Below are 26,395 nucleotides of genomic sequence, written 5' to 3'. Positions count from 1 at the left end.
ACTGACTGGCCATTCATGGAGTAGCGACTCAGGCCACTGGCGCGGGTGGCGGCTCGTCCGGCAGCGTCGGCTCGCCGGGTTCGGTCGGTTGTTCGTTAGGGGTGTCGGGATCAGGCTGACCGGGAATGCCGCCTGCCATATGGAAAGCCGGGTGTGCCAACAATGACCAGGCCAAAACGCCAACCTGATTGGGCTCAAGCCTTGCCAGTTGGGCGGTGATATGCGGATCGATCTTCATGCAACCTCCTCGGCGAAGGCCCGCTTTGCCAGAAGCAAAAACGGGCAGTACACCCCATAGAGTGTCTGCCCGCCAAAGAATTCCCGCGAACTGCCGGATGGATCAGGTACGCGGCAGGGTCACGCCACGCTGGCCCTGATATTTGCCGCCGCGATCCTTGTACGAAACTTCGCATTGCTCGTCGGATTCGAGGAACAGCATCTGCGCCACGCCCTCGTTAGCGTAGATTTTCGCCGGCAGGTTGGTGGTGTTGGAGAATTCCAGGGTCACGTGGCCTTCCCACTCAGGCTCGAGCGGGGTGACGTTAACGATGATACCGCAGCGCGCGTAGGTGCTTTTACCCAGGCAGATGGTCAATACGTTGCGCGGAATGCGGAAGTATTCGACGGTGCTGGCCAGGGCGAAGGAGTTCGGCGGGATGATGCAGACGTCGCTGTGGATGTCGACAAAGCTGCCGGCGTCGAAGTTTTTCGGATCGACGATCGCCGAATTGATGTTGGTGAACACCTTGAAATGATTGGTGCAGCGCACATCGTAGCCGTAGCTCGACACACCGTAGGAGATCACACGGCTGTCGTCGCTGCCGCGCACCTGGCGCTCGACGAAGGGCTCGATCATGCCGTGTTCCTGCGCCATGCGGCGAATCCACTTGTCCGATTTGATGCTCATGGCGGGTGTCCTGAATAGCGAGGTGGAAAAAATCTGTCCGGCATCTTACCGGGCGCGCCGCCGGGTTCAAAGTCCGCGCTGCAATTCTCGCCGAACACCCTGGAAATACAGGCCCTGGCGACGAACCGTCACACCGTCGATCCCTAAAACAGAGAAACCTTCGCAAGAAACATTGGCACGTTCCGGAAAAAGGGTTAAGGTGGCGCCACTGTGTTGCTTGTGTCACTGAGAATCTCTACACGATATGTTGAATTTCGATCCAACCATCTACAAGAATTTTTCCTGCTCTTTGCACTCAGTCTCGGCCAGGGTTCTTCCTGAGTCGCAGTTATCTTTGTTCAAGGAGTTACACCATGTCTAATCGCCAAACCGGTACCGTTAAGTGGTTCAACGATGAAAAAGGCTTCGGCTTCATCACTCCACAATCCGGTGACGACCTGTTCGTTCACTTCAAAGCTATCCAATCCGACGGCTTCAAAAGCCTGAAAGAAGGCCAACAGGTTTCTTTCATCGCTACCCGCGGTCAGAAAGGCATGCAAGCTGAAGAAGTACAAGTTATCTAACTTGTAGCTTCTTTAGAAAAGAGCCCCGCCCTCAAAGCGGGGCTTTTTTGTGGGCGTGTGTTTTTTAACGGCCACAAAAAAGCAGCCCTCACGGCTGCTTTTTTTTCGACTTGCCTTACCAGGCCACGCCAAACCCTGCGGTGTAGCGGGTCTTGTTCAAATCCGCATCCTTGGTACCACTGATGATGTCGCGTTCGGCCTTGAGGTTGAGCGAGGCCCAGTCGGTGACCTTGTAGCGCAAGCCCATCTCGGCATCGAGCGCATAGTTGGCTACGTCAGACAGCGGCTTGCCCAGTTCGCCATTGGTGAAGAACTCGACTTTTTTGCCGATCAGGTAACGGTTGTAATCCCACTTCATGGCGACCGAATAGAAGTTGTCCTTGCCGCCATCGCTGTACTCGTAATCGGTGCGGTTGAGCAGCGAACCGAGCGAGAACGCGCCCAGCTCGTCGTCCCAGAACTGGTAACCCGGACCGGTACCGACCACACGCTGACGCGACAGCTCTTCAACGTAGTCGCGCTTGTAGTTCAGGCGCCCCTGCCAGAACCATTTGTCGGTGAGGAAGCGGTCAAGTGCGTATTCGGCGCGCCAGTTATTGGTGGTGACCTGCTCGTCCTGCACTTCGCGGTTGTATTCGCCCTCGGCGGTGTGCCGCCAGCGGCCATGACGCGCGGTGGTCTTGAAGTCGATGTCGTAATCGTCGGTGTCCTTTTCCGCCCGTTGATAATCCATCGCCAGGCCTATATTGCCTTTCCATACCAGATCCTCGACCACCGGTTTGGGTTTGAGAATCTGCTGAATGCTCGCCAGCTCGACGGTCTTCGGTGCCTCGCCGTTGGCCAGGGTGACCTTGCCGTCATCGGCAGCGGTCAGCGACTTGGCTTTTTCACCGTTGTAGGCGTCCTGTTTGACCAGCAGTTCCTGATCGCTTTGCAGGGTCTTGACCTCTTTCCAGTCGATGCTGACCGCACCCGCATACTGGGTCTGAATCAGCAATTTGCCGCCATCGAAAACGGAAATCTTGCCGCTCAGCTTGTCACCGTTCTTTAACCAGACGGTATCGGCAAGCAGCGGCGTGGAGGCACTGAAGACAGCAAGGCACAGCAAGGTTCTGGACAACATAAGCGGATCGAGGGCTCAAGTTTGCGAAAAAGGTCGGCATTATCCGTAGGAATAAGACCCTGACAAGGACTGACCGAGCGATTTCCATTGAGTTCATTTCTCATCTGGCCAACGAGCGATTACGCTTGAGCCCATCGATACGACTATTGTTCAGGAACCGCGCAGGTGAAAGAGCCGAATCATCCCGAGGAAAGCGAAGCGCAAATCCGACGCACGGCGCTTTATTCCACCCTTGCCCAAGTGCCTGAGGGCAAGGTGGTCAGCTATGGTCAGTTAGCTGAACTCGCAGGGTTGGGGCGCGCCGCCCGCTGGGTCGGCCGGACCCTGAGCCAATTACCCGGCGATACCAAACTGCCGTGGCACCGGGTATTGGGTGCCGGCGGTCGGATCAGCCTGCCGCCGGGCAGCCCTTCGGGGGACGAACAACGGGCACGATTGCGTTCTGAAGGCGTCACCGTCCTGAACAATCGTGTGGATATTCGGCGCCATGGCTGGCGTCCGGTAGAGCACAGCGGTTAGAGTGCGCGCTTTGTTTTCGCAATCTTGAGGCAGACTTCAGCCCATGCCCCGTAAAACCTGGCGCGCCGCGCTCGCCGCCTATGCCAGTCCCTCGACGCTCGTGCTGTTGTTGCTCGGTTTTGCTGCCGGCCTGCCGTACATGCTGGTGTTTTCGACGCTTTCCGTCTGGCTGCGTGAGGCCGGCGTTGCCCGTGAAACCATCGGCTACGCCAGCCTGATCGGTCTGGCGTACGCCTTCAAATGGGTCTGGTCACCGCTGCTCGACCAATGGCGCCTGCCTTTATTGGGCAAGCTGGGCCGCCGCCGTTCGTGGCTGGTGCTCTCGCAGACGCTGGTGATTCTGGGCCTGATCGGCATGGGCTTCTGTGATCCACAGAAACACCTGTCCTGGCTGATCGCCATTGCCGTTATCGTCGCTTTCGCTTCCGCCACCCAGGACATTGCGGTAGACGCCTATCGCCTGGAAATCGCCGACGACAGCCGCCAGGCCGCGCTGGCTGCCAGTTACATGTCCGGCTATCGCGTCGCCGCCCTGCTGGCCACCGCGGGCGCACTGTTCTTCGCCGAAGGCTTCGGCTCCACCGGCTTCAACTATCAACATTCGGCCTGGACCGGCACCTACGCGCTGTTCGGCGTGTTGATGGTGCCTGCCCTGCTGACTTCGCTGCTGATGCGCGAGCCGCCAGTGCCACTGCGCACGCAGCTGCAGGCCGGCCGCTACAGCTTCGCGCATCAACTGGCCTCGGTATTCGTACTGATCGTGTTGCTGGTGTCGGTTCCGGCGATGTTCACCCAGCTCTACAACACCGATTTCGCCACCGTATTGTTCGGCCAGATGAGTCCGCTCGACCTGCTGCTCGAAGACCGCGCTTTCCTGCGCGCGATCCTCTATACCCTGCTCACCGGCCTGTGCCTGTCGACCATGGGTCGTCGCGGCCTGGCGCCGGTGCTGACCCCGGTCAACGACTTCATCCTGCGCTACCGCTGGCAGGCGTTGCTGCTGCTCGGACTGATCGCCACCTACCGGATGTCCGACACGGTGATGGGCGTAATGGCCAACGTGTTCTATATCGATCAGGGCTTCACCAAGGACCAGATCGCCAGCGTCAGCAAGATCTTTGGCCTGATCATGACCCTGGTCGGCGCCGGCATGGGCGGCCTGCTAATCGTGCGCTTCGGCATCCTGCCGATCCTGTTCATCGGTGGCGCGGCGTCGGCGGCGACCAACTTGCTGTTCGTGATGCTTGCCGATATGGGGCCGAACCTGAAGATGCTGGTGGTCACCATTTCGCTCGACAACTTCAGTTCCGGGCTTGCGACCTCGGCGTTCGTCGCCTATCTGTCGAGCCTGACCAACCTCAAGTTTTCGGCCACCCAGTACGCCCTGCTCAGTTCGATCATGCTGTTGCTGCCGCGGCTGATGGGCGGCTATTCCGGGGTAATGGTCGAGAAGTTCGGTTACCACAGCTTCTTCATGATCACCGCACTGCTCGGCGTGCCGACCCTCCTGTTGATCGCCCTGCACTGGTTCCAGGAAAATCGCCGTGCGGGCCCGACGCCGACACCCGAGCCTGCACCGACCTCCGTCGTCGAGGAGTCGTAGGACATTTCAGCAACGGCGGGAGGATTCCCGCCGTTGAGCCTCACCGCCGAGCGCAATCCTGTACGTCGGCAAATCTCGCCGGTACACTGCTCCGTCATTTCCAGTCATAGCAACCGACAACGGCCAACCATGCGCACCAGTCAATTTTTGCTCGCCACACAGAAAGAAACGCCTTCCGATGCGGTCGTCGTCAGCCACCAGCTGATGCTGCGCGCCGGCATGATCCGCAAACTCGCTTCGGGCCTGTACACCTGGCTGCCGATGGGCTTGCGGGTAATGCGCAAGGTTGAAGCCATCGTTCGCGAAGAAATGAACGCTGCCGGTTCTCTTGAAGTGTTGATGCCGAGCACCCAACCGGCCGAGCTGTGGCAGGAATCGGGGCGCTGGGAAGAATACGGCCCTGAGCTGCTGCGCATCAAAGACCGCCACGGTCGCGACTTCTGCGCGGGCCCGACCCACGAAGAAGTGATCACCGATCTGATGCGCAACGAGTTGAGCAGCTACAAACAGCTGCCAATCAACCTGTACCAGATCCAGACCAAATTCCGTGACGAAATCCGCCCACGCTTCGGTTTGATGCGCGGCCGCGAATTCATCATGAAAGACGCCTACTCGTTCCACGCCGATCAGGCTTCGCTGCAGGTCACCTACGACCGCATGCATCAGGCGTACTGCAACGTGTTCACCCGTCTGGGCCTGAAATTCCGTCCGGTTGAAGCCGACAACGGTTCGATCGGTGGCGCCGGCTCCCACGAATTCCACGTACTGGCCGAATCCGGCGAAGACGATATCGTTTTCAGCAACGGGTCCGACTACGCCGCGAACATCGAGAAAGCCGAAGCCGTGCCACGCGAAACTTCGCGCGCCGCGCCGACCGAAGAGCTGCGCCTGGTCGACACTCCGGACACCAAAACCATTGCCGCGCTGGTGGAAAAATTCAATCTGCCGATTGAAAAGACCATCAAGACCCTGATCGTCCACGCCGAAGAGCCAGGCAAGCTGATTGCGCTGATCATCCGTGGCGACCACGAGCTCAACGAAATCAAGGCTGCCAACCAGCCAAGCGTTGCCAGCCCGCTGGTCATGGCCTCCGACGCCGAACTGCGTGACGCCATTGGCGCCGGCGCCGGTTCCCTCGGCCCGCTGAACCTGCCACTGCCGATCATCATCGACCGTTCGGTCGAACTGATGAGCGACTTCGGCATCGGTGCCAACATCGACGACAAGCACTACTTCGGCGTGAACTGGGAGCGTGACCTGCCGGTTCCGACCGTGGCCGACCTGCGTAACGTTGTGGCCGGCGACCCAAGCCCGGACGGCAAGGGCACTCTGGAAATCAAGCGCGGCATCGAAGTCGGGCACATCTTCCAGTTGGGCAACAAGTACAGCAAAGCGATGAAGTGCGAAGTGCTGGGCGAGAACGGCAAGCCGGTCACCCTGGAAATGGGTTGCTACGGTATCGGCGTATCCCGCGTGGTCGCTGCCGCCATCGAGCAGAACAACGACGAAAAAGGCATCATCTGGAGCGACACCCTGGCGCCATTCCAGATCGCCCTGGTGCCGCTGCGTTATGAAACCGAGCAGGTGCGCGAAGCCACTGACAAGCTGTATGCAGAACTGACGGCGGCCGGTTTCGAAGTGTTGCTGGACGATCGCGACAAGAAAACCAGCCCGGGCATCAAGTTCGCGGACATGGAGCTGATCGGCATTCCTCACCGGATCGTGGTCAGCGACCGCGGCCTCGCCGAAGGCAACCTGGAATACAAGAGCCGCACCGAAGCCGAAGCGCAAGCGCTGCCGGTCGCCGACGTGGTGCCCTTCCTTCAGGCCCGTATCCGCCGCTGAATCCAGATAGAGACCTCATGTTCAAGCGAAACACCTTGGGCCTCGGTGGCGCCGCCTTGTGCGGCGCCCTGCTGGTCAGCGGCTGTGCCAATCAGATGTCACAGCGCAGCGAGCACGAAGAGCGGGTCGAGCGCAAACTGCTCGATCACAGCCTGCAGATCGATGTCGGTGAGCCTAAGGTGCTCGAACTGCCGCAGCGTCGCGTGAAAATCAACGAACAGAAGACCTTCGAAGTCACCGAGTTTGAGGTCACCCGCCGTTACGATCGCTACACGCCTTACCAACCCTGGCGCGAAATCTACGAGATTCCGCTGGGCGCGGTGGCCGTGGTCGCCGGTATCGGCGCCAATGTGGTCAACGTGTTCGCCCTGGGCAATCTGCCGGACAGCGTGACCAAGGACTGGCTGAACTACGGCATCGCCGGGGTCAACCCGTTCATGAACGTGCAGTCCCACGGTCGTGCGCAACAGAACCTGGCCGGTATCGATGAAGTCCAGCGCGACAAGCGCACGGAGTATTCGAGCCTGCCGTGGAGCGAGCGTCCGGTGCAGGTCAAGGCCGGCAAGCAGACCTTCGACATGACCACTGACCGCAACGGCGTGCTGCGCCTGAACCTGCTGGACAGTCCGTTCGCCGAAAATGACCTGAACCATATCGGCAAGCTGCAGATCAGCGTCGAAGACGGCAAGGATGACGTGCACAGCGACTCATCCCTGGCGATCAGCAGCCATTTGCGCAGCAAGTTGCTCGAAGCGCACGGGTTGATTTACGACGATCTGGAAGACGACGAAGTGAGCCAGTGGGTTCACCGGGTCAAACGTCTGTCGGAACTGGGTCTGGAAGAAGAAGCCAGCGAGCTGGAGCAAAGCCTGATCGAACTGACGCGTAACGATCCTGAGTTGCAGGCGGAATTTCTCAAGTCGCTGACCAAGGATGCGGGGCGTCTGGTGGCGGATCCGGGACCGAATTAAGCCTGAAAAGCTTCGCGAGCAAGCCCGCTCCCACATTTGATCGAGTTCCTTCAGAGGGAATGCAGTCAAATGTGAGAGCGGGCTTGCTCGCGAAGGCGCCCTTGAAATCACTGATGAGTTCAGCGCTCGAACAACTCCATCTGCTCAAACCCGCCGCGCAAATCCTCCAGCCTCACCCCCACACCCAACAACCGCACCGGTTTCCCACCCCGGTTGAACGCCTGCGTCAGCATCAACTGATAACTGCCCAGATCGCGCCCTGCCCCGGCTTGCTCCAGTGTGGTCTGGGTAAAGTCATGGAACTTCACTTTGACGAACGGCTTGCCCGGGCGATAACTGCTGTCGATCCGCTCCATGCGGGTTTTCAGGGTTTCCAGCAGCTCCGGCAGCTTGTCGAGGCAACTGCGCAGATCCGGCAGATCGACGTCGTAGGTGTTTTCCACACTGATTGACTGACGGCGGCTGTCGTTGTGCACCAACCGGTCATCGATCCCACGGGCCAGACTCCAGAGTCGCTCACCGAAACTGCCGAATTCGCGCACCAGCGCCAACTTGTCCCACTCGCGCAGTTGCAGGCAATCGACGATGCCGAGCTTGCCCAGCTTGTCGGCGGTAACTTTGCCGACGCCGTGCAACTTGCTCACCGGCAAGCCACTAACGAAATCCTCGACCTGGTCCGGAGTAATCACGAACAACCCATTGGGCTTCTTCCAGTCGCTGGCGATCTTGGCCAGAAACTTGTTCGGGGCCACGCCAGCAGAGACGGTGATGTGCAACTGATTGGACACCCGCCGGCGGATATCCTGCGCGATGCGCGTGGCACTGCCGCCAAAATGCGCGCTGTCGGAAACGTCAAGATAGGCCTCGTCCAGCGACAGCGGCTCGATCAGGTCGGTGTAATCGCGAAAGATCGTATGGATTTCCTTCGAGGCTTCGCGATAGGCCTCCATGCGCGGCTTGACGATGGTCAGGTCCGGACACAGCTTCAAGGCATGCCCGGATGACATCGCCGAACGCACGCCGTACGCCCGCGCTTCGTAGTTGCAGGTCGCAATCACCCCACGCCGATCCGCCGACCCGCCCACCGCCAGCGGTTTGCCGGCCAGGTTCGGGTCGTCGCGCATCTCGATGGCGGCGTAGAAACAGTCACAGTCGACGTGGATGATTTTTCGCTGGGTCATGACAGAAAAGGAAACATGGCGAGCCGGAAACGCAGTATCTCACTGACACCTGTATATAGCACCAGTGGTCTGAAGGTTCTTTTCAGACTGTAGGAAAACAACGATGAATTTATTTTCTCAATCGAGAATCACCGACCGATAGAGCTGAAAGCCTTGCCCCGCCTGCCCTGCGCCCTCTTCATCCGCACTGAAAATAGCGCTAACCGATTGAACAGGAACAGATTTATCCAGATTCAAGGTTGACACCCCGGCGATCCTCTGTAGAATGCCGCCACACAGACGCGGGATGGAGCAGTCTGGTAGCTCGTCGGGCTCATAACCCGAAGGTCGTCGGTTCAAATCCGGCTCCCGCAACCAAACATCAAAAAAGGCTACTCGAAAGAGTGGCCTTTTTTGTGTCTGTCTGTTTTTCAGACCAGCCTCTGCATCACGCACATCCGGGCGAACAGGAATTCGTTGCATTTCCGAAACTTACCGCGCCGCTGCGACCGTTTGACGCAAATTCACACTTATTTGACCCTTTACGGGATTAGCGGTTGACACCTCGCCGTTCGCCTGTAGAATGCCGCCACACAGACGCGGGATGGAGCAGTCTGGTAGCTCGTCGGGCTCATAACCCGAAGGTCGTCGGTTCAAATCCGGCTCCCGCAACCAAACATCAAAAAAGGCTGCTCGAAAGAGTGGCCTTTTTTGTATCTGTGGAAAAAGTCCTTTCGCAACAATGATCTGTCACGCTGCAGTGAAACGCTCAGGATCATCAGACCCGCCCAGTTGCGACTATGCTTGAGTCGCAGGCAAGACGTCTGCAATCCATGACCCGCCCTCGCCGATCCCGGATGAGAGGCGTAGTATTTTGTGATTATTTTTTTCTACAGGGATTGGTAACTTGGCTGGATACCTCCATCCTGTCGCGCACAATCCAAGAGGTGATTGATGCGCGCCAACTCGTCTGATTCACAAGACACCGTCACAGCAGAACATCCGATCAAACCCGAGCGCCTGCGCTTGCTGGATCGGTTGAGCAAATATCGCCAGCCGATCGGTCTGGCGGTCACGTTGCTGCTGTTTGCCATTGCGCTGATTGCCTGTCGCCACCTGCTGAGCGAGCTCGATCTCTACGCATTGCACGACTCGATCCTGGCGGTGCCGAAACCGGCTCTGCTCGGCGCGTTGGGTGCAACGGTGGCCGGCTTTATCATATTGCTGGGCTATGAATGGTCGGCCAGCCGCTATGCCGGCGTGACACTGCCGCCGCGCACTCTGGCGCTGGGCGGCTTCACCGCATTTGCGATTGGCAACGCCATCGGCCTGTCGCTGCTGTCCGGCGGCTCGGTGCGCTACCGTTTATATGCACGCCATGGGCTGGGCGCCTCCGAAGTCGCGCACATGACGCTGTTCGCCAGCCTGTCGCTGGGTTGCGCCCTGCCACCGCTGGCGGCTCTCGCGACCCTGAGCGACCTGCCCGCCGCCTCCGCCGCACTGGGCCTGTCAGAAGGCCTGCTCGGCACGATCGCCATGGTGGTGCTGGGTCTGGGCGCGATTCTGGCGATCGGCATCTATCGCCGCCGTCTGCCGGAGCAACCGTACCGCGACAATCTGCTGGTCAGGGCCGGTCGCCGGACGCTGCGCCTACCAGGCCGCCGCCTGACCTTCCTGCAACTGATCATCACCGCCCTCGACGTCGCCGCAGCAGCCACCGTGCTTTATCTGCTGCTGCCGGAAGCCCCGCCGTTCGGCGCCTTCCTGCTGGTGTACCTGCTGGCCCTGGCCGCCGGCGTCCTCAGCCACGTACCGGGGGGTGTCGGGGTCTTCGAAGCGATCCTGCTCGCCGCGTTTGCAGACACTCTCGGTGCCGCACCGCTGGCCGCCGCCCTGCTGCTCTACCGTCTGATCTACGTCGTGCTGCCGCTGCTGGTAGCCTGCCTGTTCTTGCTGATCAACGAAGGCCAGCGCCTGTTTCAGACCCAGACCATGCGCGCCGCATCCGGTCTGGCCGCGCCGATTCTGGCGGTGCTGGTGTTTCTGTCCGGCGTGGTGCTGCTGTTTTCCGGCGCCACCCCGGAGATCGACACTCGTCTGGAACACATCGGCTTCCTGATCCCGCATCGCCTGGTCGACGCCTCGCACTTCGGCGCCAGCCTGATCGGCGTACTGTGCCTGATGCTGGCGCAGGGCCTGCGCCGGCGCCTGTCGGCGGCGTGGATGCTGACCACCATCCTGTTGCTGGTCGGCGCCCTGCTCTCGCTGCTCAAAGGCTTCGACTGGGAAGAAGCCACGCTGATGACACTTACCGCCGCGTTGCTGGGAGTGTTCCGTCGTTCGTTCTATCGCCCGAGCCGCCTGACTGAACTGCCCTTCTCGCCGCTGTATCTGGTGGCCAGCCTTTGCGTCCTGGGCGCCTCGACCTGGTTGCTGCTGTTCGCCTATCAGGACGTGCCTTACAGCCATCAACTGTGGTGGCAGTTCACCCTCGACGCAGACGCCCCACGCGGCTTGCGTTCGTTGCTCGGCGCCGCCGTGCTGTTGCTGGTGATCGCCCTGACCTGGCTGCTGCGCACCGCGCGCCCGGTGATCCACCTGCCGACCCCGGACGAACTGGATCGCGCCGCGAAAATCCTGATGGCTTCGTCGCAACCCGATGGCGGCCTCGCGCTGACCGGTGACAAGGCGTTGCTGTTTCACCAGAACGACGAAGCCTTCCTGATGTACGCCCGCCGTGGCCGCAGCCTGGTGGCGCTGTACGACCCGATCGGCCCCGGCCAGCAACGCGCCGAGATGATCTGGCAGTTCCGCGACCTGTGCGACATCCATCACGCTCGCCCGGTGTTCTATCAGGTACGTGCGGAAAACCTGCCGTACTACATGGACATCGGCCTGACCGCGATCAAGCTCGGCGAAGAAGCCCGGGTCGATCTGCAGCGCTTTGACCTGGAAGCCAAGGGCAAAGAGATGAAGGACCTGCGCTACACCTGGAACCGTGGTACCCGCGATGGTCTGTCGCTGGAAATCCATGAACCGGGCCAGGCGCCGATGGACGAGTTGAAAGTGATTTCCGATGCGTGGCTGACCGGCAAGAACGTGCGCGAGAAAGGTTTCTCCCTCGGTCGGTTCAGCGACGATTACCTGAAGCATTTCCGCATTGCGGTGATTCGCTTCGAAGGTCGCCCGGTGGCGTTCGCCAACCTGCTCGAGACTTTCAGCCATGACCTGGCCAGTCTGGACCTGATGCGCTCGCACCCGGACGCCCCCAAGCTGACCATGGAATTCCTGATGGTCGGCCTGATTCAACACTATAAGAGTCACGGATACGCGCGCTTCAGCCTGGGCATGGTGCCGTTGTCGGGGTTGCAACCCCGGCGTGGTGCACCGCTGACCCAGCGTCTGGGTTCGATGGTCTTCCGCCGTGGTGAGCAGCTGTACAACTTCCAAGGCTTGCGCCGCTTCAAAGACAAGTTCCAGCCTGACTGGGAACCCCGTTATATGGCAGTGCCCGCCGGACTCGATCCGCTGGTGGCGCTGGCCGATACTGCTGCCCTGATCGCGGGCGGCTTGACTGGATTGGTGAAACGCTGATGATTCAACGCTCCCTGAAGTACATCCTGGCCGCACTGATCGTGCTGGCCGTGATTGCCGGCGGCGGTTACTGGTACCTCAAACGCCCGGCACCGCAACCGACTCTGCAACCACTGACGGCCGCCGACGGCACGGTAATGACCCGCGTCATTCCCGGCACCCAGCCCAAGGCTCAGGTGCTGGTCGCGGTCAATGACGACCAGAAGCTGACCGACAACCAACTGAGCACCCTGAGCCGCAGCGCCTCGGCGCAGATCGTTCAAGTGATTCTGCCCAAGGACTGCCTGCAACAGAGCCGCGCCCTGCAGACCGGCCTGCGCGAACTGAACGGCCCGGCTACGCTGGTCAGCGGTATCGGCCCTGGCGCCGTGCTGGCCTGGCGCTGGTTGTCCGAGCAGAAGGACGACAAGGCCCAGGCGATCTCGGTTGACCTGGCGCTGGAAAAACCCGGTTGCACCCACCTGCTGCCGAAGTCCGCGGCTCATGGCCATTGGCTGGTGGCATGGAACGACAACCCGGACGACACCAGCGCCGGTTTCGTGCGCGATCAACCGAACGCCGAAACCAGCATCAGCGACTACGACATCAACCTGCCGCAAGTGCTGAACAACGAGCTGCGCAAAATCCTCGTCGGCGGCGACAAGGCCAACGGCGGTCTGGCGATCCCGGTGGTGGAAGTGCCGGCCGGTCAAGCCAAGGACACCGTGACCCTGTTCCTCTCCGGTGACGGCGGCTGGCGCGACCTCGACCGCGACGTAGCGGGCGAGATGGCCAAGATTGGCTACCCGGTGGTCGGCATCGACACCCTGCGCTACTACTGGCAGCACAAGAGCCCCGAGCAAAGCGCGCTGGACCTGACCGAACTGATGCAGCACTACCGGCAGAAATGGGGCACCAAACGCTTCATCCTGACCGGATACTCGTTCGGTGCCGATGTCCTGCCGGCGATCTACAACCGCCTGCCGGACACCGAGCAGCAACGCGTCGACGCCATCATCCTGCTGGCTTTCGCCCGCACCGGCAGCTTCGAAATCGAAGTCGAAGGCTGGCTCGGCAACGCCGGCAAGGAAGCCGCCACCGGCCCGGAAATGGCCAAGCTGCCAGCGGCCAAAGTGGTGTGCATCTACGGCGCCGAAGAAACCGACGAAAGCGGCTGCACCGACAAGACGGCAGTCGGCGAAGCGGTGAAACTGCCTGGCGGCCACCACTTCGACGAGAACTACCCGGCGCTGGCCAAGCGCCTAGTGGACTTGATCGAGAAGCGTCAGAGCAAGGATCAGCCGGCAGAGTGATCTGAGCCGGCCAAACAAAAAGCCCCCGCAGCCTTACGCTTGCGGGGGCTTTTTACATTCCAGCCGCCACCAAAATCCCCTGTGGGAGCGAGCCTGCTCGCGAAGCGGTGAGTCATTTAACAGACTCGTCGACTGACACTACGCCTTCGCGAGCAGGCTCGCTCCCACAGGGAATCTTGTGCCAGATGTTTAGTTTCGTTTACTTCCAGTTTCGCAATATCAAATGACGCCCACAGACCTTGTAGGCAAACTCCGAAACTCGTGTTCGGGCGCTTTGCGGCTCTATTGCGCTGTTTTTTGACGAGATACTCTCCGGACGTCGCTGACCCATTCAGCGATCGGGTGTGGTAACCCGGAGAACCCAGCGCAAGAGCCCGCTCATCGAGTAATGGCGGCTGTGCGTGGGACGCTTTCGAGCGTGCCGGTTTCCTTGGTTCCCGGTTTACCACCCTGCGTACAGTTGCCTCCCTTTCGTGTGGTAACGAAAGTCGCGGCACTTCGAACCAAGGAGTAACACGATGACCGAAACTGATCTGCACGGACCCGCAAACGTTAAAACCATTGGCTGCACCCCCTTCCTCTACCACTCGGATCAAGCGCTCTTCAATGTCCGCTCTGGCATCCCGATTCTCGATGCATTGTCCCAATCTTCCGACCTGTTATCCCTCGCCAAATCCTTCACCGAAGACGCTGTCTTCACCAGAGACACTGACCGCCACGCCTGGGCTGCGCATTACCTGACGGTGATGGGCAAAGCCTTGATTGATGACGTAATACAGACACTGATGCCGCGAACTGCGCGCACGAAGACCGAGTCTGAAGCAGAGATACCTGAATGCTCGTAGAGGTTTGAAGATCAAAAGATCGCAGCCTTCGGCAGCTCCTACATGGAATGCGAAACCTGTAGGAGCTGCCGAAGGCTGCGATCTTTTGATCTGAAGTTGCCGCCCACAAAAAAGCCCCCGCCAGCCACAAGGCTGACGGGGGCTTTCCAGTTAGGGCGCAGCTACATCTCCACCTGAGTCCCCAGTTCAATCACCCGGTTCAGCGGCAGATTGAAGAACCGCAAGTTGCCGTTGGCATTCTTCAACATGAACGCAAACAGCGCCTCGCGCCAGCGGGCCATGCCTTCGAGTTTCGAGGCGATGACCGTTTCGCGGCTGAGGAAGTAGGTGGTGCGCATCGGGCTGAAGTCGAGGTCTTCGAGGTGGCACAGTTTCAGCGCCTGCGGCACGTCCGGCTCGTCGGTGAAGCCGAAGTGCAGGATCACCCGGAAGAAGCCTTCGCCGTGGGCCTCGACTTCGAAGCGGCGCGATGGCGGCACGCGCGGGATGTCTTCGTAGACCACGGTCAGGAGCACCACTTGCTCATGCAGTACCTGGTTGTGCAGCAGGTTGTGCAACAGCGCATGCGGCACCGCGTCGGAGCGTGCGGTGAGGAACACCGCCGTGCCCTGCACGCGGTGCGGCGGTTGCACGCGGATGCTGCTGATGAAGATCGGCAGCGGCAACGCGCCTTCGTCGAGGCGTTCGACCAGCAATTGCTTGCCGCGCTTCCAGGTGGTCATCAGCACGAACAGCGCAATACCGGCGATCACCGGAAATGCACCGCCCTGCACGATCTTCGGCACGTTGGCGGCGAAATACAGGCCGTCCACCAGCAGGAAACCGATCAGCACCGGCACCGCGAGGACCGGCGGCCATTTCCACAGCAGCAGCATGACGGCCGACACCAGAATGGTGGTCATCAGCATCGTACCGGTCACTGCCACGCCGTAGGCCGAAGCCAGGGCGCCAGAGGATTCAAAGCCGAGTACGAGCAGCACTACGCCGACCATCAGCGACCAGTTCACCGCGCCGATGTAGATCTGTCCTTGTTCATCGCTGGAGGTGTGCTGAATGTACATGCGCGGGATGTAACCGAGCTGGATCGCCTGACGAGTCAGGGAGAACGCGCCGGAAATCACCGCTTGCGAGGCGATCACCGTGGCCAGCGTCGACAGTCCCACCAGCGGAATCAGCGCCCAGCTCGGCGCCAGCAGGTAGAACGGGTTACGCGCCGCTTCCGGGTTTTCCAGCAGCAGTGCGCCCTGACCGAAGTAGTTCAGCACCAGCGCCGGCAGCACCAGCAGGAACCATGCACGGGCAATCGGCTTGCGACCGAAGTGGCCCATGTCGGCGTACAGCGCTTCGGCACCGGTCAGCGCCAGTACCACCGCGCCGAGGATCGCCACGCCCATGCCGGCGTGCACCATGAAGAAACGCACCGCCCAGACCGGATTCAACGCATGCAGCACTTCCGGGTAATGGCTGATGCCATACACCCCGAGGGCGCCGAGCACCAGGAACCAGGTGACCATGATCGGCCCGAACAGAATGCCGATCCGCGCCGTACCGTGGCTCTGGATCAGAAACAAGCCGACCAGCACCACCAGCGACAGCGGCACCACCCAGTGGTCGATGCCGTCGAACGCCAGGCCCAGGCCTTCGATCGCCGACAACACGGAAATCGCTGGGGTGATCATGCTGTCGCCGTAAAACAGCGCCGCGCCGATCAGTCCGCAAACCACCAGCAACGAACGCAACCTCTTGCGCTTGCCCGCCGCACGACGTGCCAGTGCGGTGAGCGCCATGATGCCACCCTCGCCCTGGTTGTCGGCGCGCAGGACGAACATCATGTATTTGATCGAAACGACCCAGATCAGCGACCAGAAGATCAACGACAGAATGCCCAGCACCCCATCGTGATTGACGGGCACGCCATACGCGCCGGAAAACACTTCTTTGAGGGTGTACAACGGGCTCGTGCCGATGTCGCCGTAAACTACCCCGACTGCCGCGACCAGCATGCTCAGCGGTTTTGCAGCCGAATGCTCGGCGCCCGCCGCCTGACTACTTGCCTGACCCATCCAACACTCCTGATTCTCGAACCGGCTTCTTTGAATGAAGCACTATGCTTTGTGGTGCAGCATGCGCTGTTTTACCTGTTGTTACAGACGTTTTGTTGACTGTAAAAAATTGGTAAAGCTCAACGGCGCGAAGCATAGCGCAGCACTCGTCGTATTTCCCTGCATAAAGCTGGTCAAGTGCGTTGCTCATCGCTAGAATTGCGCACTTTTTGATCAGAGGCGCACCCTAAGCGCCCATCCGTCGGCTTTCCCACACGGCAAGCGACGTCACAAAACACCGAGGTTAGACATGTCCACCACTCCTGCGCCGGCCAATCCAAAGGTTGGCTTCGTATCTCTGGGTTGCCCGAAAGCACTGGTCGACTCCGAGCGCATCCTGACCCAGCTGCGTATGGAAGGCTATGACGTGGTGTCCACCTATCAGGACGCCGACGTGGTGGTGGTCAACACCTGCGGTTTCATCGACTCGGCCAAGGCTGAGTCGCTGGAAGTGATCGGTGAAGCGATCAAGGAAAACGGCAAGGTGATCGTCACCGGTTGCATGGGCGTGGAAGAAGGCAATATCCGCGACGTACACCCGAGCGTGCTGGCCGTGACCGGCCCGCAGCAGTACGAGCAAGTGGTCAACGCCGTGCACGAAGTGGTGCCGCCGCGTCAGGATCACAACCCGCTGATCGACCTGGTACCGCCGCAAGGCATCAAGCTGACTCCGCGTCATTACGCCTACCTGAAGATTTCCGAAGGCTGCAACCACAGCTGCAGCTTCTGCATCATTCCGTCGATGCGCGGCAAACTGGTCAGCCGTCCGGTGGGTGATGTGCTCGACGAAGCCCAGCGTCTGGTCAAATCCGGCGTCAAAGAGCTGCTGGTGATCTCGCAAGACACCAGCGCCTACGGCGTCGACGTGAAATACCGCACCGGCTTCTGGAACGGCGCGCCGGTGAAAACCCGCATGACCGAACTCTGCGAGGCGCTGAGCACCTTGGGCGTGTGGGTGCGTCTGCACTACGTTTACCCGTACCCGCACGTTGACGAGCTGATCCCGCTGATGGCCGCCGGCAAGATCCTGCCGTATCTGGACATCCCGTTCCAGCACGCCAGCCCGAAAGTGCTGAAGGCGATGAAACGCCCGGCGCTCGAAGACAAGACTCTGGCGCGGATCAAGAACTGGCGCGAGATCTGCCCGGACCTGATCATCCGTTCGACCTTCATCGTCGGCTTCCCGGGCGAAACCGAAGAAGATTTCCAGTACCTGCTGAACTGGCTGACCGAAGCCCAGCTCGACCGCGTCGGCTGCTTCCAGTACTCGCCGGTCGATGGTGCGCCCGCCAATGATCTGGACCTGGAAGTAGTGCCGGACGACGTCAAGCAAGACCGTTGGGAGCGTTTCATGGCGCACCAGCAGGCGATCAGCTCGGCCCGTTTGCAAATGCGCATCGGCCGCGAGATCGAAGTGCTGGTGGACGAAGTCGACGAACAAGGCGCCGTCGGCCGCTGCTTCTTCGATGCCCCGGAAATCGACGGTAACGTATTCATCGACAACGGCAGCAACCTCAAGCCGGGCGACAAGGTCTGGTGCAAGGTGACTGACGCTGACGAATACGACCTGTGGGCTGAGCAGATCTGATCTGAAGATCAAAAGCCCCTCACCCTAACCCTCTCCCTGAGGGAGAGGGGACTGATTGAGTTGCTCTTTCGAATGACGGCGACTTGAAATATCGAGTCGACCTCAGATTTTGAACAGCATGAAGATCAGCTCCCTTCCCCCCTCGCCCCCCTTGGGGGAGAGGGTTGGGGTGAGGGGGAAGCTCTTGCAGGCAACATTAACAGCCAGCCAGACACCGAAATAAATACAAAAAGCCCCGCTCTTTTTACGAGATGCGGGGCTTTTTTGCGTCTATCGTTTGCAGTGGGAAGGAATCCCGCTCATCCATTTGAAAAGAGGCAGCCGGGCATGCGTCAGCATTCGGTCATTCACACGCCGAAACTCAGCGATTATCAGGAACTGACCCGGGTCTGGGAGGCCTCGGTCCGCGCGACCCATGATTTTCTGCCGGACAGCTACATCGAGTTGCTGCGTAATCTGGTGCTCACCCGTTATCTGGACGCGGTGATGCTGATTTGCACCAGGGATCATCAGCAACGCATCACCGGATTCGCCGGGGTGGCGGCGGGCAAGATCGAAATGCTGTTCATCGATCCCGAGTATCGTGGCCAAGGCTTGGGCAAGAAACTGCTCAACTACGCCATGCAACATCTGAATGCCGATGAACTCGACGTCAACGAACAGAACCCGCAGGCACTGGGGTTTTACTTCAAGCAGGGTTTTGAAGTGATCGGCCGCTCGGAGCTGGATGGCATGGGCCAGCCGTACCCGTTGCTGCATATGCGCCTGCGGCAGCCCCAGCAGCGCTCAAGTAACGGCTGACACATCGTAGAACCCTGTGGGAGCTGGCTTGCCAGCGATGCAGGCGACTCGGTCTGACAGATGCACCGAGGTGATGCCATCGCTGGCAAGCCAGCTCCCACAGGAATTGCGAACCCCTGCAAATGGAACCGGGCTTAACCGGCGCCAGGCAGGTACAATGCCCACCCCTTTTTTGTTACGGCCCTGTCATGACTGACCCGATTCGCCTCTCCAAACGCCTCATCGAACTGGTCGGTTGCTCCCGCCGGGAGGCCGAGCTGTTCATTGAGGGCGGCTGGGTCACCGTGGACGGCGAAGTGATCGACGAACCGCAATTCAAGGTCGGCGACCAAAAGGTCGAGCTCGACAAGGACGCTCAGGCCACCGCGCCGGAGCCGGTCACGATTCTGCTCAACGTGCCGGCCGGCATGGATGTCGACACCGCCATGCAGTCGCTCAGCGCCGACACCCTCAGCGACGAGCATCGCTACGGCAAACGCCCGCTGCGTGGGCACTTCCTGCGCCTGACGGCCAGCGCCGATTTGCAGCCCAAGGCCAGCGGCCTGCTGGTGTTCACTCAGGACTGGAAAGTGCTGCGCAAACTGACTGCCGACGCGGCCAAGATCGAGCAGGAATACGTGGTCGAGGTCGAAGGCGACATGGTTGCCCACGGCCTCAATCGCCTGCAGCACGGTCTCACCCACAAGGGCAAGGAGCTGCCGCCGGTCAAGGCCAGCTGGCAGAACGAAAACCGCCTGCGCTTCGCCATGAAGAACCCGCAGCCGGGGATCATCGCGCAGTTCTGCGAAGCGGTTGGCCTGAAGGTCGTCGGCATCCGCCGCATCCGCATCGGCGGCGTGTCGATTGGCAAGGTTCCGGTGGGCCAATGGCGCTACCTGTCCGGCAAAGAGAAGTTCTAAAGCTTCCACTGCCGCCACACATTCCGGCAGCGCGCCTGCGTGCTGCCCACAACGATTATCAGGATTACCCACATGATTCATAACGACGTATTGCGCAGCGTGCGCTACATGCTCGACATCAGCGACAAGAAAGTCATCGAGATCATCAAGCTCGGCGGCCTGGACGTGGAGCTCAAAGACGTCGTCGCGTACCTCGACAAGAAAGAAGAAGACGAAGAAGGCTTCGTGCGCTGCCCGGACGAAGTCATGGCGCACTTCCTCGACGGTCTGGTGGTGTTCAAGCGCGGCAAGGACGAAAGCCGTCCGCCGCAGCCGATCGAAGTGCCGGTGACCAACAACATCATCCTGAAGAAGCTGCGCGTGGCCTTCGAACTCAAGGAAGACGACATGCACGCGATCCTCAAGGCTGCCGAGTTCCCGGTGTCCAAGCCTGAGCTGAGCGCACTGTTCCGCAAGGTCGGCCACACCAATTACCGCGCGTGCGGCGACCAGTTGCTGCGCAACTTCCTCAAGGGCCTGACCCTGCGCGTTCGTGGCTGATCTGCGCCACAAGCTCTGAATCGGCGGCGCGGCCTTCGCGAGCAAGCCCGCTCCCACAGGTTTTGTGGCTGACACAAAACCGGACTCCACTCGAGATCCCTGTGGGAGCGGGCTTGCTCGCGAAGGCGTCGGCCCGGCCACCTCGGGTTATCATCCCCACCCCGCTCCCACCTCGACTCCAGACCATGACTTACAACGTCTCCCCCATCGGCTTCGTGCGCTCCTGTTTCAAGGAGAAGTTCGCCATCCCGCGGCAGCCGCAACTGGCCCCCGCCGCCCGTGGCGTGCTGGAACTGGTGGCGCCGTTCGATCAGGGAGACGCCGTGCAAGGGCTGGAGCAGGTCAGCCATGTCTGGCTGCTGTTCCTGTTTCATCAGGCGCTGGAAGAAAAGCCGCGTCTGAAAGTGCGGCCACCGCGCCTGGGCGGCAACAAGTCCATGGGCGTGTTCGCCACCCGTGCGACGCACCGGCCCAATGGCATCGGGCAGTCTGTGGTGAAGCTGGACAAAGTCGAGGCCAATCGGCTGTTCATCTCGGGGATCGACTTGCTCGACGGCACGCCGATTCTCGATATCAAACCCTACGTGCCTTACGCCGATATCATCGCTGACGCCTCCAACAGCATCGCCAGCGCCGCGCCACAGCTGATTGATGTGCAGTGGACGGACGCCGCGCTGCAACAGGCGCACGGCCATGCTCAGCGCCTTGGCGAGCCGCTGGTCGAGTTGATTGAGCAGTGTCTGGCGCAGGATCCGCGTCCGGCGTACCAGACGCCGACACCAGAGCGCGAATACGGTGCGCAGTTCTGGGATCTGGACGTGCGCTGGCATTACCCGACGCCGGAGCAGATCCGGGTACTGGAAGTCATCCCCGCCAACACCTGAACCCCGGAAACGCAAAAGCCCGCGCTGCCTTCTCAGGCAACGCGGGCTTTTCTGTGTAGCACGAAACCATTGTGGGAGCGGGCTTGCTCGCGAAAGCGGTGCGCCATTCAACATTGACGTCGACTGACAGCCCCCCTTCGCGAGCAAGCCCGCTCCCACAGGTATTGCGGGTTACTTCTCGACGAATGCACGCTCGATCAGGTAGTCACCCGGCTCGCGCATACGCGCCGAGATCTTCAGGCCGAAGCTGTCGAGCACTTCGCTGGTCTCGTCGAGCATGCTCGGGCTGCCGCAGATCATTGCGCGGTCGTCCTGCGGGTTGATCGGTGGCAGACCGATGTCGCTGAACAGCTTGCCGCTGCGCATCAGGTCGGTCAGACGGCCCTGGTTCTCGAACGGCTCGCGGGTCACGGTCGGGTAGTAGATCAGCTTGTCACGCAGCGCTTCACCGAAGAACTCGTTCTGCGGCAGGTGCTCGGTGATGAATTCGCGGTAGGCGACTTCGTTGACGTAACGCACGCCGTGCACCAGGATCACTTTTTCAAAGCGCTCGTAGGTTTCCGGGTCCTGGATCACGCTCATGAATGGCGCCAGACCGGTGCCGGTGCTCAGCAGGTAAAGATGCTTGCCCGGGTTCAGGTCGTCAAGCACCAGAGTGCCGGTAGGCTTCTTCGAGATGATGATCTCGTCGCCTTCCTTCAGGTGCTGCAGCTGCGAGGTCAGCGGACCATCCTGCACCTTGATGCTGAAGAACTCGAGATGCTCTTCCCAGTTCGGGCTGGCGATCGAGTAAGCGCGCATAAGCGGGCGGCCGTTTGGCTGTTGCAGGCCGATCATCACGAACTGACCGTTCTCGAAGCGCAGGCCCGGATCACGGGTGCACTTGAAGCTGAACAGAGTGTCGTTCCAGTGATGAACACTGAGGACACGCTCGTGGTTCATGTTGCTCATGTACGTGGGACTCCTGGATATTGGGTCTGCGCTCGCCTTTGCGGCCAACAGTGCGCAATTGCATCGCATTCTAATAGCGACGACAATATCTGTTAACTGGATTATTAAGATAAGGGTTATCGGTTATATCGATATGCGATTTACTCTTCGTCAACTGCAAGTCTTCGTCGCCGTCGCCCAGCAGGAGAGCGTATCCCGTGCTGCGGGTCTGCTCAACCTCTCGCAGTCGGCGGCGAGCACCTCGATCACCGAACTGGAGCGCCAGTCCAGCTGCCAACTGTTCGATCGCGCCGGCAAACGCCTGAGCCTCAACGCCCTCGGCAAACAGCTGTTGCCGCAAGCGGTGGCACTGCTCGACCAGTCCAAGGAAATCGAAGACCTGCTCAACGGCAAATCCGGTTTCGGCTCACTCTCGGTGGGCGCCACCCTGACCATCGGCAATTACCTCGCGACCCTGCTGATCGGCGGCTTCATGCAGCGCCATCCGGAAAGCCAGGTGAAGCTGCATGTACAGAACACTGCCAATATCGTGCATCAAGTCGCTCATTACGAAATTGATCTGGGTCTAATCGAAGGCGACTGCAGCCACCCGGACATCGAAGTGCAGAGCTGGGTCGAAGATGAGCTGGTGGTGTTCTGCGCGCCACAACATCCGCTGGCCAAACGCGGCAGCGCGACCATGGAAGAGTTGACGCACGAAGCGTGGATTCTGCGTGAACAGGGTTCCGGCACGCGCCTGACCTTTGATCAGGCCATGCGGCACCATCGCAGTGCGCTGAATATCCGCCTGGAGCTGGAGCACACCGAAGCCATCAAACGCGCGGTGGAATCAGGGTTGGGGATTGGCTGTATTTCGCGGCTGGCGCTGCGTGATGCGTTTCGGCGCGGCAGCCTGGTGGCGGTGGAAACCCCGGATCTGGATCTGGCCCGGCAGTTCTACTTCATCTGGCACAAGCAGAAATACCAGACTTCGGCCATGCGCGAGTTTCTCGAGCTGTGCCGCGCCTTCACCGCCGGGGTGCAGCGCAGCGACGAGATCGTCTTGCCGAGTATCGCTTAAAGCAGAATCACCGCCCACACCAGGGCAATCATGCTCAGGGCCACGAATTGCGCGGCGCTGCCCATGTCCTTGGCGTTCTTCGACAGCGGGTGCAGTTCCAGGGAAATGCGGTCAATCGCCGCTTCCACCGCCGAATTTAGCAACTCGACGATCAGCGCCAGCAGGCACACAGCGATCAGCAGTGCCTGTTCGACGCGACTGACATTCAGGAAGAACGTCAGCGGAATCAGCACCACATTGAGCAGCACCAGTTGGCGGAATGCGGCTTCGCCGGTGAAGGCTGCGCGCAGGCCGTCCAGCGAGTAGCCGGATGCGTTGAGGATGCGTTTCAGGCCGGTCTGGCCCTTGAAAGGTGACATAACGTAAAAACCAACCAGAAAGGAGTGGGAAAGCTAGAGCAACAAAAGTCAAAAAAGCGTGAAGACGCCAGCCTTTATTGGCTCGGAATTGACTCAAGTTGTTGCAGAAGTAATGCCGCCTGAGTCCGGGTGCGCACATTCAACTTGCGAAAGATCGCCGTGACGTGGGCCTTGATGGTCGCTTCGGACACGCTCAACTCGTAGGCAATCTGCTTGTTCAGCAGGCCTTCACAGACCATAGTCAGTACGCGGAACTGCTGCGGGGTGAGACTGGCCAGGCCGTCGCTGGCGGCTTTGGCTTCATCGGAGACACTGACGGCTTCGAACGCCTGCGGGGGCCAGAACACGTCGCCATCGAGGACCTTGCGCACGGCTTGCTGAATCACATTCAGGTCGCTGGACTTGGGAATAAAGCCACTGGCGCCGAACTCCCGGGACTTGACCATGACCGAAGCTTCTTCCTGGGCCGAGACCATCACCACCGGAATCTGCGGGTACTGCCCGCGCAGCATGACCAGACCGGAAAACCCGAACGCGCCGGGCATGTTCAGGTCCAGCAGGACCAGATCCCAGTCGGACTTTTCGGTCAGGCGCGCTTCCAGCTCGGCGATGCTCGCCACCTCCACCAGTCGCACATCCGGGCCAAGGCCCAGTGTCACCGCTTGATGCAGCGCGCTACGAAACAGAGGGTGATCATCGGCAATCAGGATGTCGTATGTGGCCATTTTTCAAATGATCCTGTTTTTTGATGGCAGACCCGACGCATTCGGGCCTCGCCAAAGCAACTCGAGATACCGCCGCACAGCGCTATCCACAGGGGCACGTTCAACGCCAATCACGAGCAAACACGGCGTTTCAAACCTTGGCCGCACCCCAATCGGCGCCAAGCATGCCCAGCGTAGCCGGGGTGGTCAAGCAGCACGGCCGCCGCTGGGTGAAGTATGGGCCACTATGGGGCCAACACCGCTTGCGGCTTTCGTATATAAGGCAAGAGCTCGGCGTGGGCCGGAGTCGACTCGTTGAGCGGCAACTGTTGTTTGGCGCCCAGATAGTGCTGGCTGAACACATCGAAGTAAGCGTCCAGCGCCGACGCTGCATCGCTGTCCCCGGCCAGTTCCAGGCACAAAGCCGCGACTTCGGCGGTGCACAGGTGCTCGCTGCGGGTCGAGCGGCGCAGGCGATAACGCGAGAGTCTGTCGGGCAGCAGGCTGAGAATCGGCAAACGGTCGAAGTACGGACTCTTGCGGAAAATCTTGCGCGCCTCGGTCCAGGTCGCATCCAGCAGGATGAACAACGGACGCTTGCTGCTATCGGGCACGACGGTGTTGGTCACCCGCGACGGTTCTACATATTCGCCGGGAAATACAAGGTACGGCTGCCATTGCGGGTCGTTGAGCAGCGCCAGCATCCGCGGGTCGGGTTCGGTGCGCGACCAGATGAACGCGTGGTTGTCGCGCACCACATCGGCGATCAACCAGCCGGTGTTGCTCGGCTTGAACACTTCCTTGCCGGTCATGATCAGACACACACCGGAACGGGTTTCGACGGTCGGCCGCCAAGCGCACAGGCAGTGGCTGATGATCACCCGGCAGTCGCGGCAACGCTCGGAGCGAAAACCACGGGCCTGAATCGGCTTGATACCTTCGTCCTCGCGCTGGTCACGCAAGCGGGCTACGGCGTTGGGGGCATGATGGATCACGGGCAACGCCTTATGGCAGGAAAACTCGACACACACAGCACTCGGCAAGGCAATAAAGGCCGGCAGTTTACCAGAGCGACGAGCGCAAACCTGTACCGTCCCGACCGGCTCCCCTATAATCCGGCGCCACTGAACGCACAGCCACGGGGCTGGTCGAACCACCAGTCACTGAATCAGGAGAGTTTCATGCTGCGCCTTATCGTTCCTACCGCGGCCATCGCACTGGCGTTGTCCTTCAGCGCACAAGCGGCGTCCTTGAAAGAGCAGAATCTGAACAAAGAACTGCGCAACATCGCCGAGCAAAGCAGCGTCGGCACGCCGCGGGCGATCAATGAAGACATTCTCGATCAGGGCTACACCGTTGAGGGCGTTACTCTGATCAACCACCTGAGCGTCCAGGCCAGCCACGCCGAAAAGATGCGCGCTGACCCAAAAGCCGTGTATTTCCAGTTGGGTGCTTCGGTGTGCAATAACCCGTCGTACCGCAAGCTGATGGCCAAGGGTGCGATCATGCGTTACGACTTCAGTGAATATAAAACCAACAAGGCCATCGGCTCGGCCAGCTACCAGGATTCCGATTGCCCGAAAGCTGCCCCGGCGAAGAAGAAGTAATCATCGGGTATTGGCGCGCCGTTGTTCATCCTCGGCGCGCAATTCGGCCACCAGGGCCTGCAAGTAGCGAGAACGTCGTTCTCCACCTGCCAACCGACGGCAGCACTCCTCTTCGAGACTCACTTGATTGGTCTCGGCTGATGCTTTCAGCATCCGATACAACTGCGTATCGATTTCCAGAACCACTCTGGCCATCTCTCCCGCCTCCATGCCTGCTACCCGCGAATCCTTGAAAAGCGCGCACCCTGCGTACGGTTGCCGACTCAAAGCTGTCGTACAGTGCCTGTAGGTTAGTAAATCAGAGTGATTGCTCTACGGCGTACGTTCGGACGAGTGGTGAATATTCATTGCCAGCCAGCCCGCAACGGTTGCCAGGAAAGCCTGCGCGGCGTAAAGATCAACTCAGCGCAATGGCTCGCAAGGGTCTAGATTCAAAGTATTCCCGATCACCTGTTCACGGCAGAAAAAGGAGCTGCCG

Annotated in this window: 26 protein-coding genes and 2 tRNA genes; 17 read left to right on the top strand and 11 right to left on the bottom strand. The window is 60.2% G+C overall.

Going from position 1 to position 26,395, the window contains the following annotated elements; translation table 11 throughout:
- Positions 1-28: 28 nt before the first annotated feature.
- Both HDC30_RS05460 and dcd read right to left on the bottom strand, forming a co-directional pair.
- Positions 29-238 carry a hypothetical protein gene (locus HDC30_RS05460; protein ID WP_027614346.1) on the bottom strand — a complete coding sequence of 70 codons (210 nt, stop codon included), beginning with the start codon at positions 236-238 and terminating at the stop codon, positions 29-31.
- 102 nt (positions 239-340) lie between these two features.
- Positions 341-907 (bottom strand): dCTP deaminase, encoded by a 567-nt coding sequence (gene dcd, locus HDC30_RS05455; protein ID WP_003222308.1) that lies wholly within the window; start codon positions 905-907, stop codon positions 341-343.
- Positions 908-1,260: 353 nt separating this feature from the next.
- Here dcd and HDC30_RS05450 point away from each other — a divergent pair, with 353 nt between their 5' ends.
- The gene (locus tag HDC30_RS05450) at positions 1,261-1,470 is read left to right on the top strand and encodes a cold-shock protein (protein WP_002554837.1); all 210 of its coding nucleotides are present in this window, start codon (positions 1,261-1,263) and stop codon (positions 1,468-1,470) included.
- 115 nt (positions 1,471-1,585) lie between these two features.
- Here HDC30_RS05450 and HDC30_RS05445 read toward each other — a convergent pair whose 3' ends face one another.
- Positions 1,586-2,593: a DUF481 domain-containing protein gene (locus tag HDC30_RS05445; RefSeq protein ID WP_027614345.1), complete on the bottom strand. Its 1,008-nt coding sequence runs from the start codon at positions 2,591-2,593 to the stop codon at positions 1,586-1,588.
- Between the two features lie 165 nt (positions 2,594-2,758).
- Between HDC30_RS05445 and HDC30_RS05440 the strand changes: the two genes are divergently transcribed.
- The 4 genes from HDC30_RS05440 to HDC30_RS05425 all read left to right on the top strand — a co-directional run bounded on the left by HDC30_RS05440 (position 2,759) and on the right by HDC30_RS05425 (position 7,531).
- Complete coding sequence (locus tag HDC30_RS05440) at positions 2,759-3,112, top strand: MGMT family protein (protein ID WP_183781474.1); 354 nt, start codon at positions 2,759-2,761, stop codon at positions 3,110-3,112.
- Positions 3,113-3,155: 43 nt separating this feature from the next.
- On the top strand, positions 3,156-4,715 hold the full coding sequence (locus tag HDC30_RS05435; RefSeq protein WP_183781470.1) for an AmpG family muropeptide MFS transporter: 1,560 nt from the start codon (positions 3,156-3,158) through the stop codon (positions 4,713-4,715).
- A gap of 129 nt (positions 4,716-4,844) precedes the next feature.
- Complete coding sequence (locus tag HDC30_RS05430) at positions 4,845-6,560, top strand: proline--tRNA ligase (protein ID WP_183781467.1); 1,716 nt, start codon at positions 4,845-4,847, stop codon at positions 6,558-6,560.
- A 17-nt stretch (positions 6,561-6,577) separates the two neighbouring features.
- Positions 6,578-7,531 (top strand): hypothetical protein, encoded by a 954-nt coding sequence (locus HDC30_RS05425; protein WP_027614341.1) that lies wholly within the window; start codon positions 6,578-6,580, stop codon positions 7,529-7,531.
- A 119-nt stretch (positions 7,532-7,650) separates the two neighbouring features.
- On the opposite strand, the gene dinB is transcribed toward HDC30_RS05425, so the two are convergent.
- Both dinB and HDC30_RS29060 read right to left on the bottom strand, forming a co-directional pair.
- A complete protein-coding gene (dinB, locus tag HDC30_RS05420) occupies positions 7,651-8,712 on the bottom strand; it encodes a DNA polymerase IV (RefSeq protein ID WP_098967529.1) in 1,062 nt (353 codons plus the stop codon).
- Between the two features lie 117 nt (positions 8,713-8,829).
- Positions 8,830-8,958, bottom strand: coding sequence for a hypothetical protein (locus HDC30_RS29060; RefSeq protein WP_260319896.1), 129 nt, complete (start codon positions 8,956-8,958; stop codon positions 8,830-8,832).
- A gap of 34 nt (positions 8,959-8,992) precedes the next feature.
- Here HDC30_RS29060 and HDC30_RS05415 point away from each other — a divergent pair.
- The 5 genes from HDC30_RS05415 (at position 8,993) to HDC30_RS05395 (ending at position 14,422) form a co-directional block, all read left to right on the top strand.
- A tRNA-Met gene (locus HDC30_RS05415) sits at positions 8,993-9,069 on the top strand.
- Positions 9,070-9,289: 220 nt separating this feature from the next.
- Positions 9,290-9,366: transfer RNA gene (locus tag HDC30_RS05410), tRNA-Met, on the top strand.
- A 279-nt stretch (positions 9,367-9,645) separates the two neighbouring features.
- Positions 9,646-12,285, top strand: a complete 2,640-nt coding sequence (mprF, locus tag HDC30_RS05405; RefSeq protein ID WP_027611098.1) for a bifunctional lysylphosphatidylglycerol flippase/synthetase MprF — start codon at positions 9,646-9,648, stop codon at positions 12,283-12,285.
- Entirely contained in the window at positions 12,285-13,577 is a 1,293-nt protein-coding gene (locus tag HDC30_RS05400; protein ID WP_007964390.1) for a virulence factor family protein, read from the top strand. The genes mprF and HDC30_RS05400 overlap by 1 nt, the downstream gene beginning before the upstream one ends.
- Before the next feature lie 518 nt (positions 13,578-14,095).
- Positions 14,096-14,422: a DUF3077 domain-containing protein gene (locus HDC30_RS05395; protein WP_183781464.1), complete on the top strand. Its 327-nt coding sequence runs from the start codon at positions 14,096-14,098 to the stop codon at positions 14,420-14,422.
- A 161-nt stretch (positions 14,423-14,583) separates the two neighbouring features.
- Here HDC30_RS05395 and HDC30_RS05390 read toward each other — a convergent pair whose 3' ends face one another.
- Entirely contained in the window at positions 14,584-16,425 is a 1,842-nt protein-coding gene (locus HDC30_RS05390) for a potassium transporter Kup (RefSeq protein WP_409347906.1), read from the bottom strand.
- A 349-nt stretch (positions 16,426-16,774) separates the two neighbouring features.
- Between HDC30_RS05390 and rimO the strand changes: the two genes are divergently transcribed.
- From rimO to tsaA, 5 genes are all read left to right on the top strand, one after another.
- Entirely contained in the window at positions 16,775-18,112 is a 1,338-nt protein-coding gene (rimO, locus tag HDC30_RS05385; protein WP_183781461.1) for a 30S ribosomal protein S12 methylthiotransferase RimO, read from the top strand.
- A gap of 327 nt (positions 18,113-18,439) precedes the next feature.
- Positions 18,440-18,913 carry a GNAT family N-acetyltransferase gene (locus tag HDC30_RS05380; RefSeq protein ID WP_183781458.1) on the top strand — a complete coding sequence of 158 codons (474 nt, stop codon included), beginning with the start codon at positions 18,440-18,442 and terminating at the stop codon, positions 18,911-18,913.
- 188 nt (positions 18,914-19,101) lie between these two features.
- Positions 19,102-19,812, top strand: a complete 711-nt coding sequence (locus tag HDC30_RS05375) for an rRNA pseudouridine synthase (RefSeq protein WP_123587001.1) — start codon at positions 19,102-19,104, stop codon at positions 19,810-19,812.
- Between the two features lie 72 nt (positions 19,813-19,884).
- Complete coding sequence (locus HDC30_RS05370) at positions 19,885-20,352, top strand: DUF1456 family protein (protein WP_027611093.1); 468 nt, start codon at positions 19,885-19,887, stop codon at positions 20,350-20,352.
- A gap of 185 nt (positions 20,353-20,537) precedes the next feature.
- A complete protein-coding gene (gene tsaA / locus HDC30_RS05365) occupies positions 20,538-21,236 on the top strand; it encodes a tRNA (N6-threonylcarbamoyladenosine(37)-N6)-methyltransferase TrmO (RefSeq protein WP_183781455.1) in 699 nt (232 codons plus the stop codon).
- Positions 21,237-21,407: 171 nt separating this feature from the next.
- Here tsaA and fpr read toward each other — a convergent pair whose 3' ends face one another.
- Positions 21,408-22,187 carry a ferredoxin-NADP reductase gene (fpr, locus tag HDC30_RS05360; protein ID WP_007908723.1) on the bottom strand — a complete coding sequence of 260 codons (780 nt, stop codon included), beginning with the start codon at positions 22,185-22,187 and terminating at the stop codon, positions 21,408-21,410.
- A 133-nt stretch (positions 22,188-22,320) separates the two neighbouring features.
- Between fpr and HDC30_RS05355 the strand changes: the two genes are divergently transcribed.
- Complete coding sequence (locus tag HDC30_RS05355; RefSeq protein ID WP_027611091.1) at positions 22,321-23,247, top strand: LysR family transcriptional regulator; 927 nt, start codon at positions 22,321-22,323, stop codon at positions 23,245-23,247.
- Here HDC30_RS05355 and HDC30_RS05350 read toward each other — a convergent pair.
- From HDC30_RS05350 to HDC30_RS05340, 3 genes are all read right to left on the bottom strand, one after another.
- Entirely contained in the window at positions 23,244-23,606 is a 363-nt protein-coding gene (locus HDC30_RS05350) for a diacylglycerol kinase (RefSeq protein ID WP_003222276.1), read from the bottom strand. The two genes, HDC30_RS05355 and HDC30_RS05350, sit on opposite strands and share 4 nt — an antisense overlap.
- Positions 23,607-23,680: 74 nt before the next feature.
- Positions 23,681-24,331, bottom strand: a complete 651-nt coding sequence (erdR, locus tag HDC30_RS05345; protein WP_027611090.1) for a response regulator transcription factor ErdR — start codon at positions 24,329-24,331, stop codon at positions 23,681-23,683.
- Between the two features lie 224 nt (positions 24,332-24,555).
- Complete coding sequence (locus HDC30_RS05340) at positions 24,556-25,302, bottom strand: tRNA-uridine aminocarboxypropyltransferase (protein ID WP_177408950.1); 747 nt, start codon at positions 25,300-25,302, stop codon at positions 24,556-24,558.
- Positions 25,303-25,491: 189 nt separating this feature from the next.
- Here HDC30_RS05340 and HDC30_RS05335 point away from each other — a divergent pair, with 189 nt between their 5' ends.
- Entirely contained in the window at positions 25,492-25,917 is a 426-nt protein-coding gene (locus tag HDC30_RS05335) for a PA3611 family quorum-sensing-regulated virulence factor (RefSeq protein ID WP_027611088.1), read from the top strand.
- Here HDC30_RS05335 and HDC30_RS05330 read toward each other — a convergent pair whose 3' ends face one another.
- Positions 25,918-26,112: a hypothetical protein gene (locus HDC30_RS05330; RefSeq protein WP_027611087.1), complete on the bottom strand. Its 195-nt coding sequence runs from the start codon at positions 26,110-26,112 to the stop codon at positions 25,918-25,920.
- Positions 26,113-26,395 lie beyond the last annotated feature (283 nt).

Source organism: Pseudomonas sp. JAI115, assembly GCF_014200835.1.
In the GTDB taxonomy this organism is placed as follows: Bacteria; Pseudomonadota; Gammaproteobacteria; order Pseudomonadales; family Pseudomonadaceae; genus Aquipseudomonas; species Aquipseudomonas putida_A.
Note: the sequence above shows the minus strand (reverse complement) of the source record. Positions and strands in the feature narration are given on the sequence as shown.

Bases quoted from the DNA above. Each gene is read 5' to 3' on its own strand.
- HDC30_RS05460 (WP_027614346.1), bottom strand. From the start codon at position 238: ATGAAGATCGATCCGCATATCACCGCCCAACTGGCAAGGCTTGAGCCC.
- dcd (WP_003222308.1), bottom strand. From the start codon at position 907: ATGAGCATCAAATCGGACAAGTGGATTCGCCGCATGGCGCAGGAACAC.
- HDC30_RS05450 (WP_002554837.1), top strand. From the start codon at position 1,261: ATGTCTAATCGCCAAACCGGTACCGTTAAGTGGTTCAACGATGAAAAA.
- HDC30_RS05445 (WP_027614345.1), bottom strand. From the start codon at position 2,593: ATGTTGTCCAGAACCTTGCTGTGCCTTGCTGTCTTCAGTGCCTCCACG.
- HDC30_RS05435 (WP_183781470.1), top strand. From the start codon at position 3,156: ATGCCCCGTAAAACCTGGCGCGCCGCGCTCGCCGCCTATGCCAGTCCC.
- HDC30_RS05430 (WP_183781467.1), top strand. From the start codon at position 4,845: ATGCGCACCAGTCAATTTTTGCTCGCCACACAGAAAGAAACGCCTTCC.
- HDC30_RS05425 (WP_027614341.1), top strand. From the start codon at position 6,578: ATGTTCAAGCGAAACACCTTGGGCCTCGGTGGCGCCGCCTTGTGCGGC.
- dinB (WP_098967529.1), bottom strand. From the start codon at position 8,712: ATGACCCAGCGAAAAATCATCCACGTCGACTGTGACTGTTTCTACGCC.
- mprF (WP_027611098.1), top strand. From the start codon at position 9,646: ATGCGCGCCAACTCGTCTGATTCACAAGACACCGTCACAGCAGAACAT.
- HDC30_RS05400 (WP_007964390.1), top strand. From the start codon at position 12,285: ATGATTCAACGCTCCCTGAAGTACATCCTGGCCGCACTGATCGTGCTG.
- HDC30_RS05395 (WP_183781464.1), top strand. From the start codon at position 14,096: ATGACCGAAACTGATCTGCACGGACCCGCAAACGTTAAAACCATTGGC.
- HDC30_RS05390 (WP_409347906.1), bottom strand. From the start codon at position 16,425: ATGCTGGTCGCGGCAGTCGGGGTAGTTTACGGCGACATCGGCACGAGC.
- rimO (WP_183781461.1), top strand. From the start codon at position 16,775: ATGTCCACCACTCCTGCGCCGGCCAATCCAAAGGTTGGCTTCGTATCT.
- HDC30_RS05380 (WP_183781458.1), top strand. From the start codon at position 18,440: ATGCGTCAGCATTCGGTCATTCACACGCCGAAACTCAGCGATTATCAG.
- HDC30_RS05375 (WP_123587001.1), top strand. From the start codon at position 19,102: ATGACTGACCCGATTCGCCTCTCCAAACGCCTCATCGAACTGGTCGGT.
- HDC30_RS05370 (WP_027611093.1), top strand. From the start codon at position 19,885: ATGATTCATAACGACGTATTGCGCAGCGTGCGCTACATGCTCGACATC.
- tsaA (WP_183781455.1), top strand. From the start codon at position 20,538: ATGACTTACAACGTCTCCCCCATCGGCTTCGTGCGCTCCTGTTTCAAG.
- fpr (WP_007908723.1), bottom strand. From the start codon at position 22,187: ATGAGCAACATGAACCACGAGCGTGTCCTCAGTGTTCATCACTGGAAC.
- HDC30_RS05355 (WP_027611091.1), top strand. From the start codon at position 22,321: ATGCGATTTACTCTTCGTCAACTGCAAGTCTTCGTCGCCGTCGCCCAG.
- HDC30_RS05350 (WP_003222276.1), bottom strand. From the start codon at position 23,606: ATGTCACCTTTCAAGGGCCAGACCGGCCTGAAACGCATCCTCAACGCA.
- erdR (WP_027611090.1), bottom strand. From the start codon at position 24,331: ATGGCCACATACGACATCCTGATTGCCGATGATCACCCTCTGTTTCGT.
- HDC30_RS05335 (WP_027611088.1), top strand. From the start codon at position 25,492: ATGCTGCGCCTTATCGTTCCTACCGCGGCCATCGCACTGGCGTTGTCC.
- HDC30_RS05330 (WP_027611087.1), bottom strand. From the start codon at position 26,112: ATGGCCAGAGTGGTTCTGGAAATCGATACGCAGTTGTATCGGATGCTG.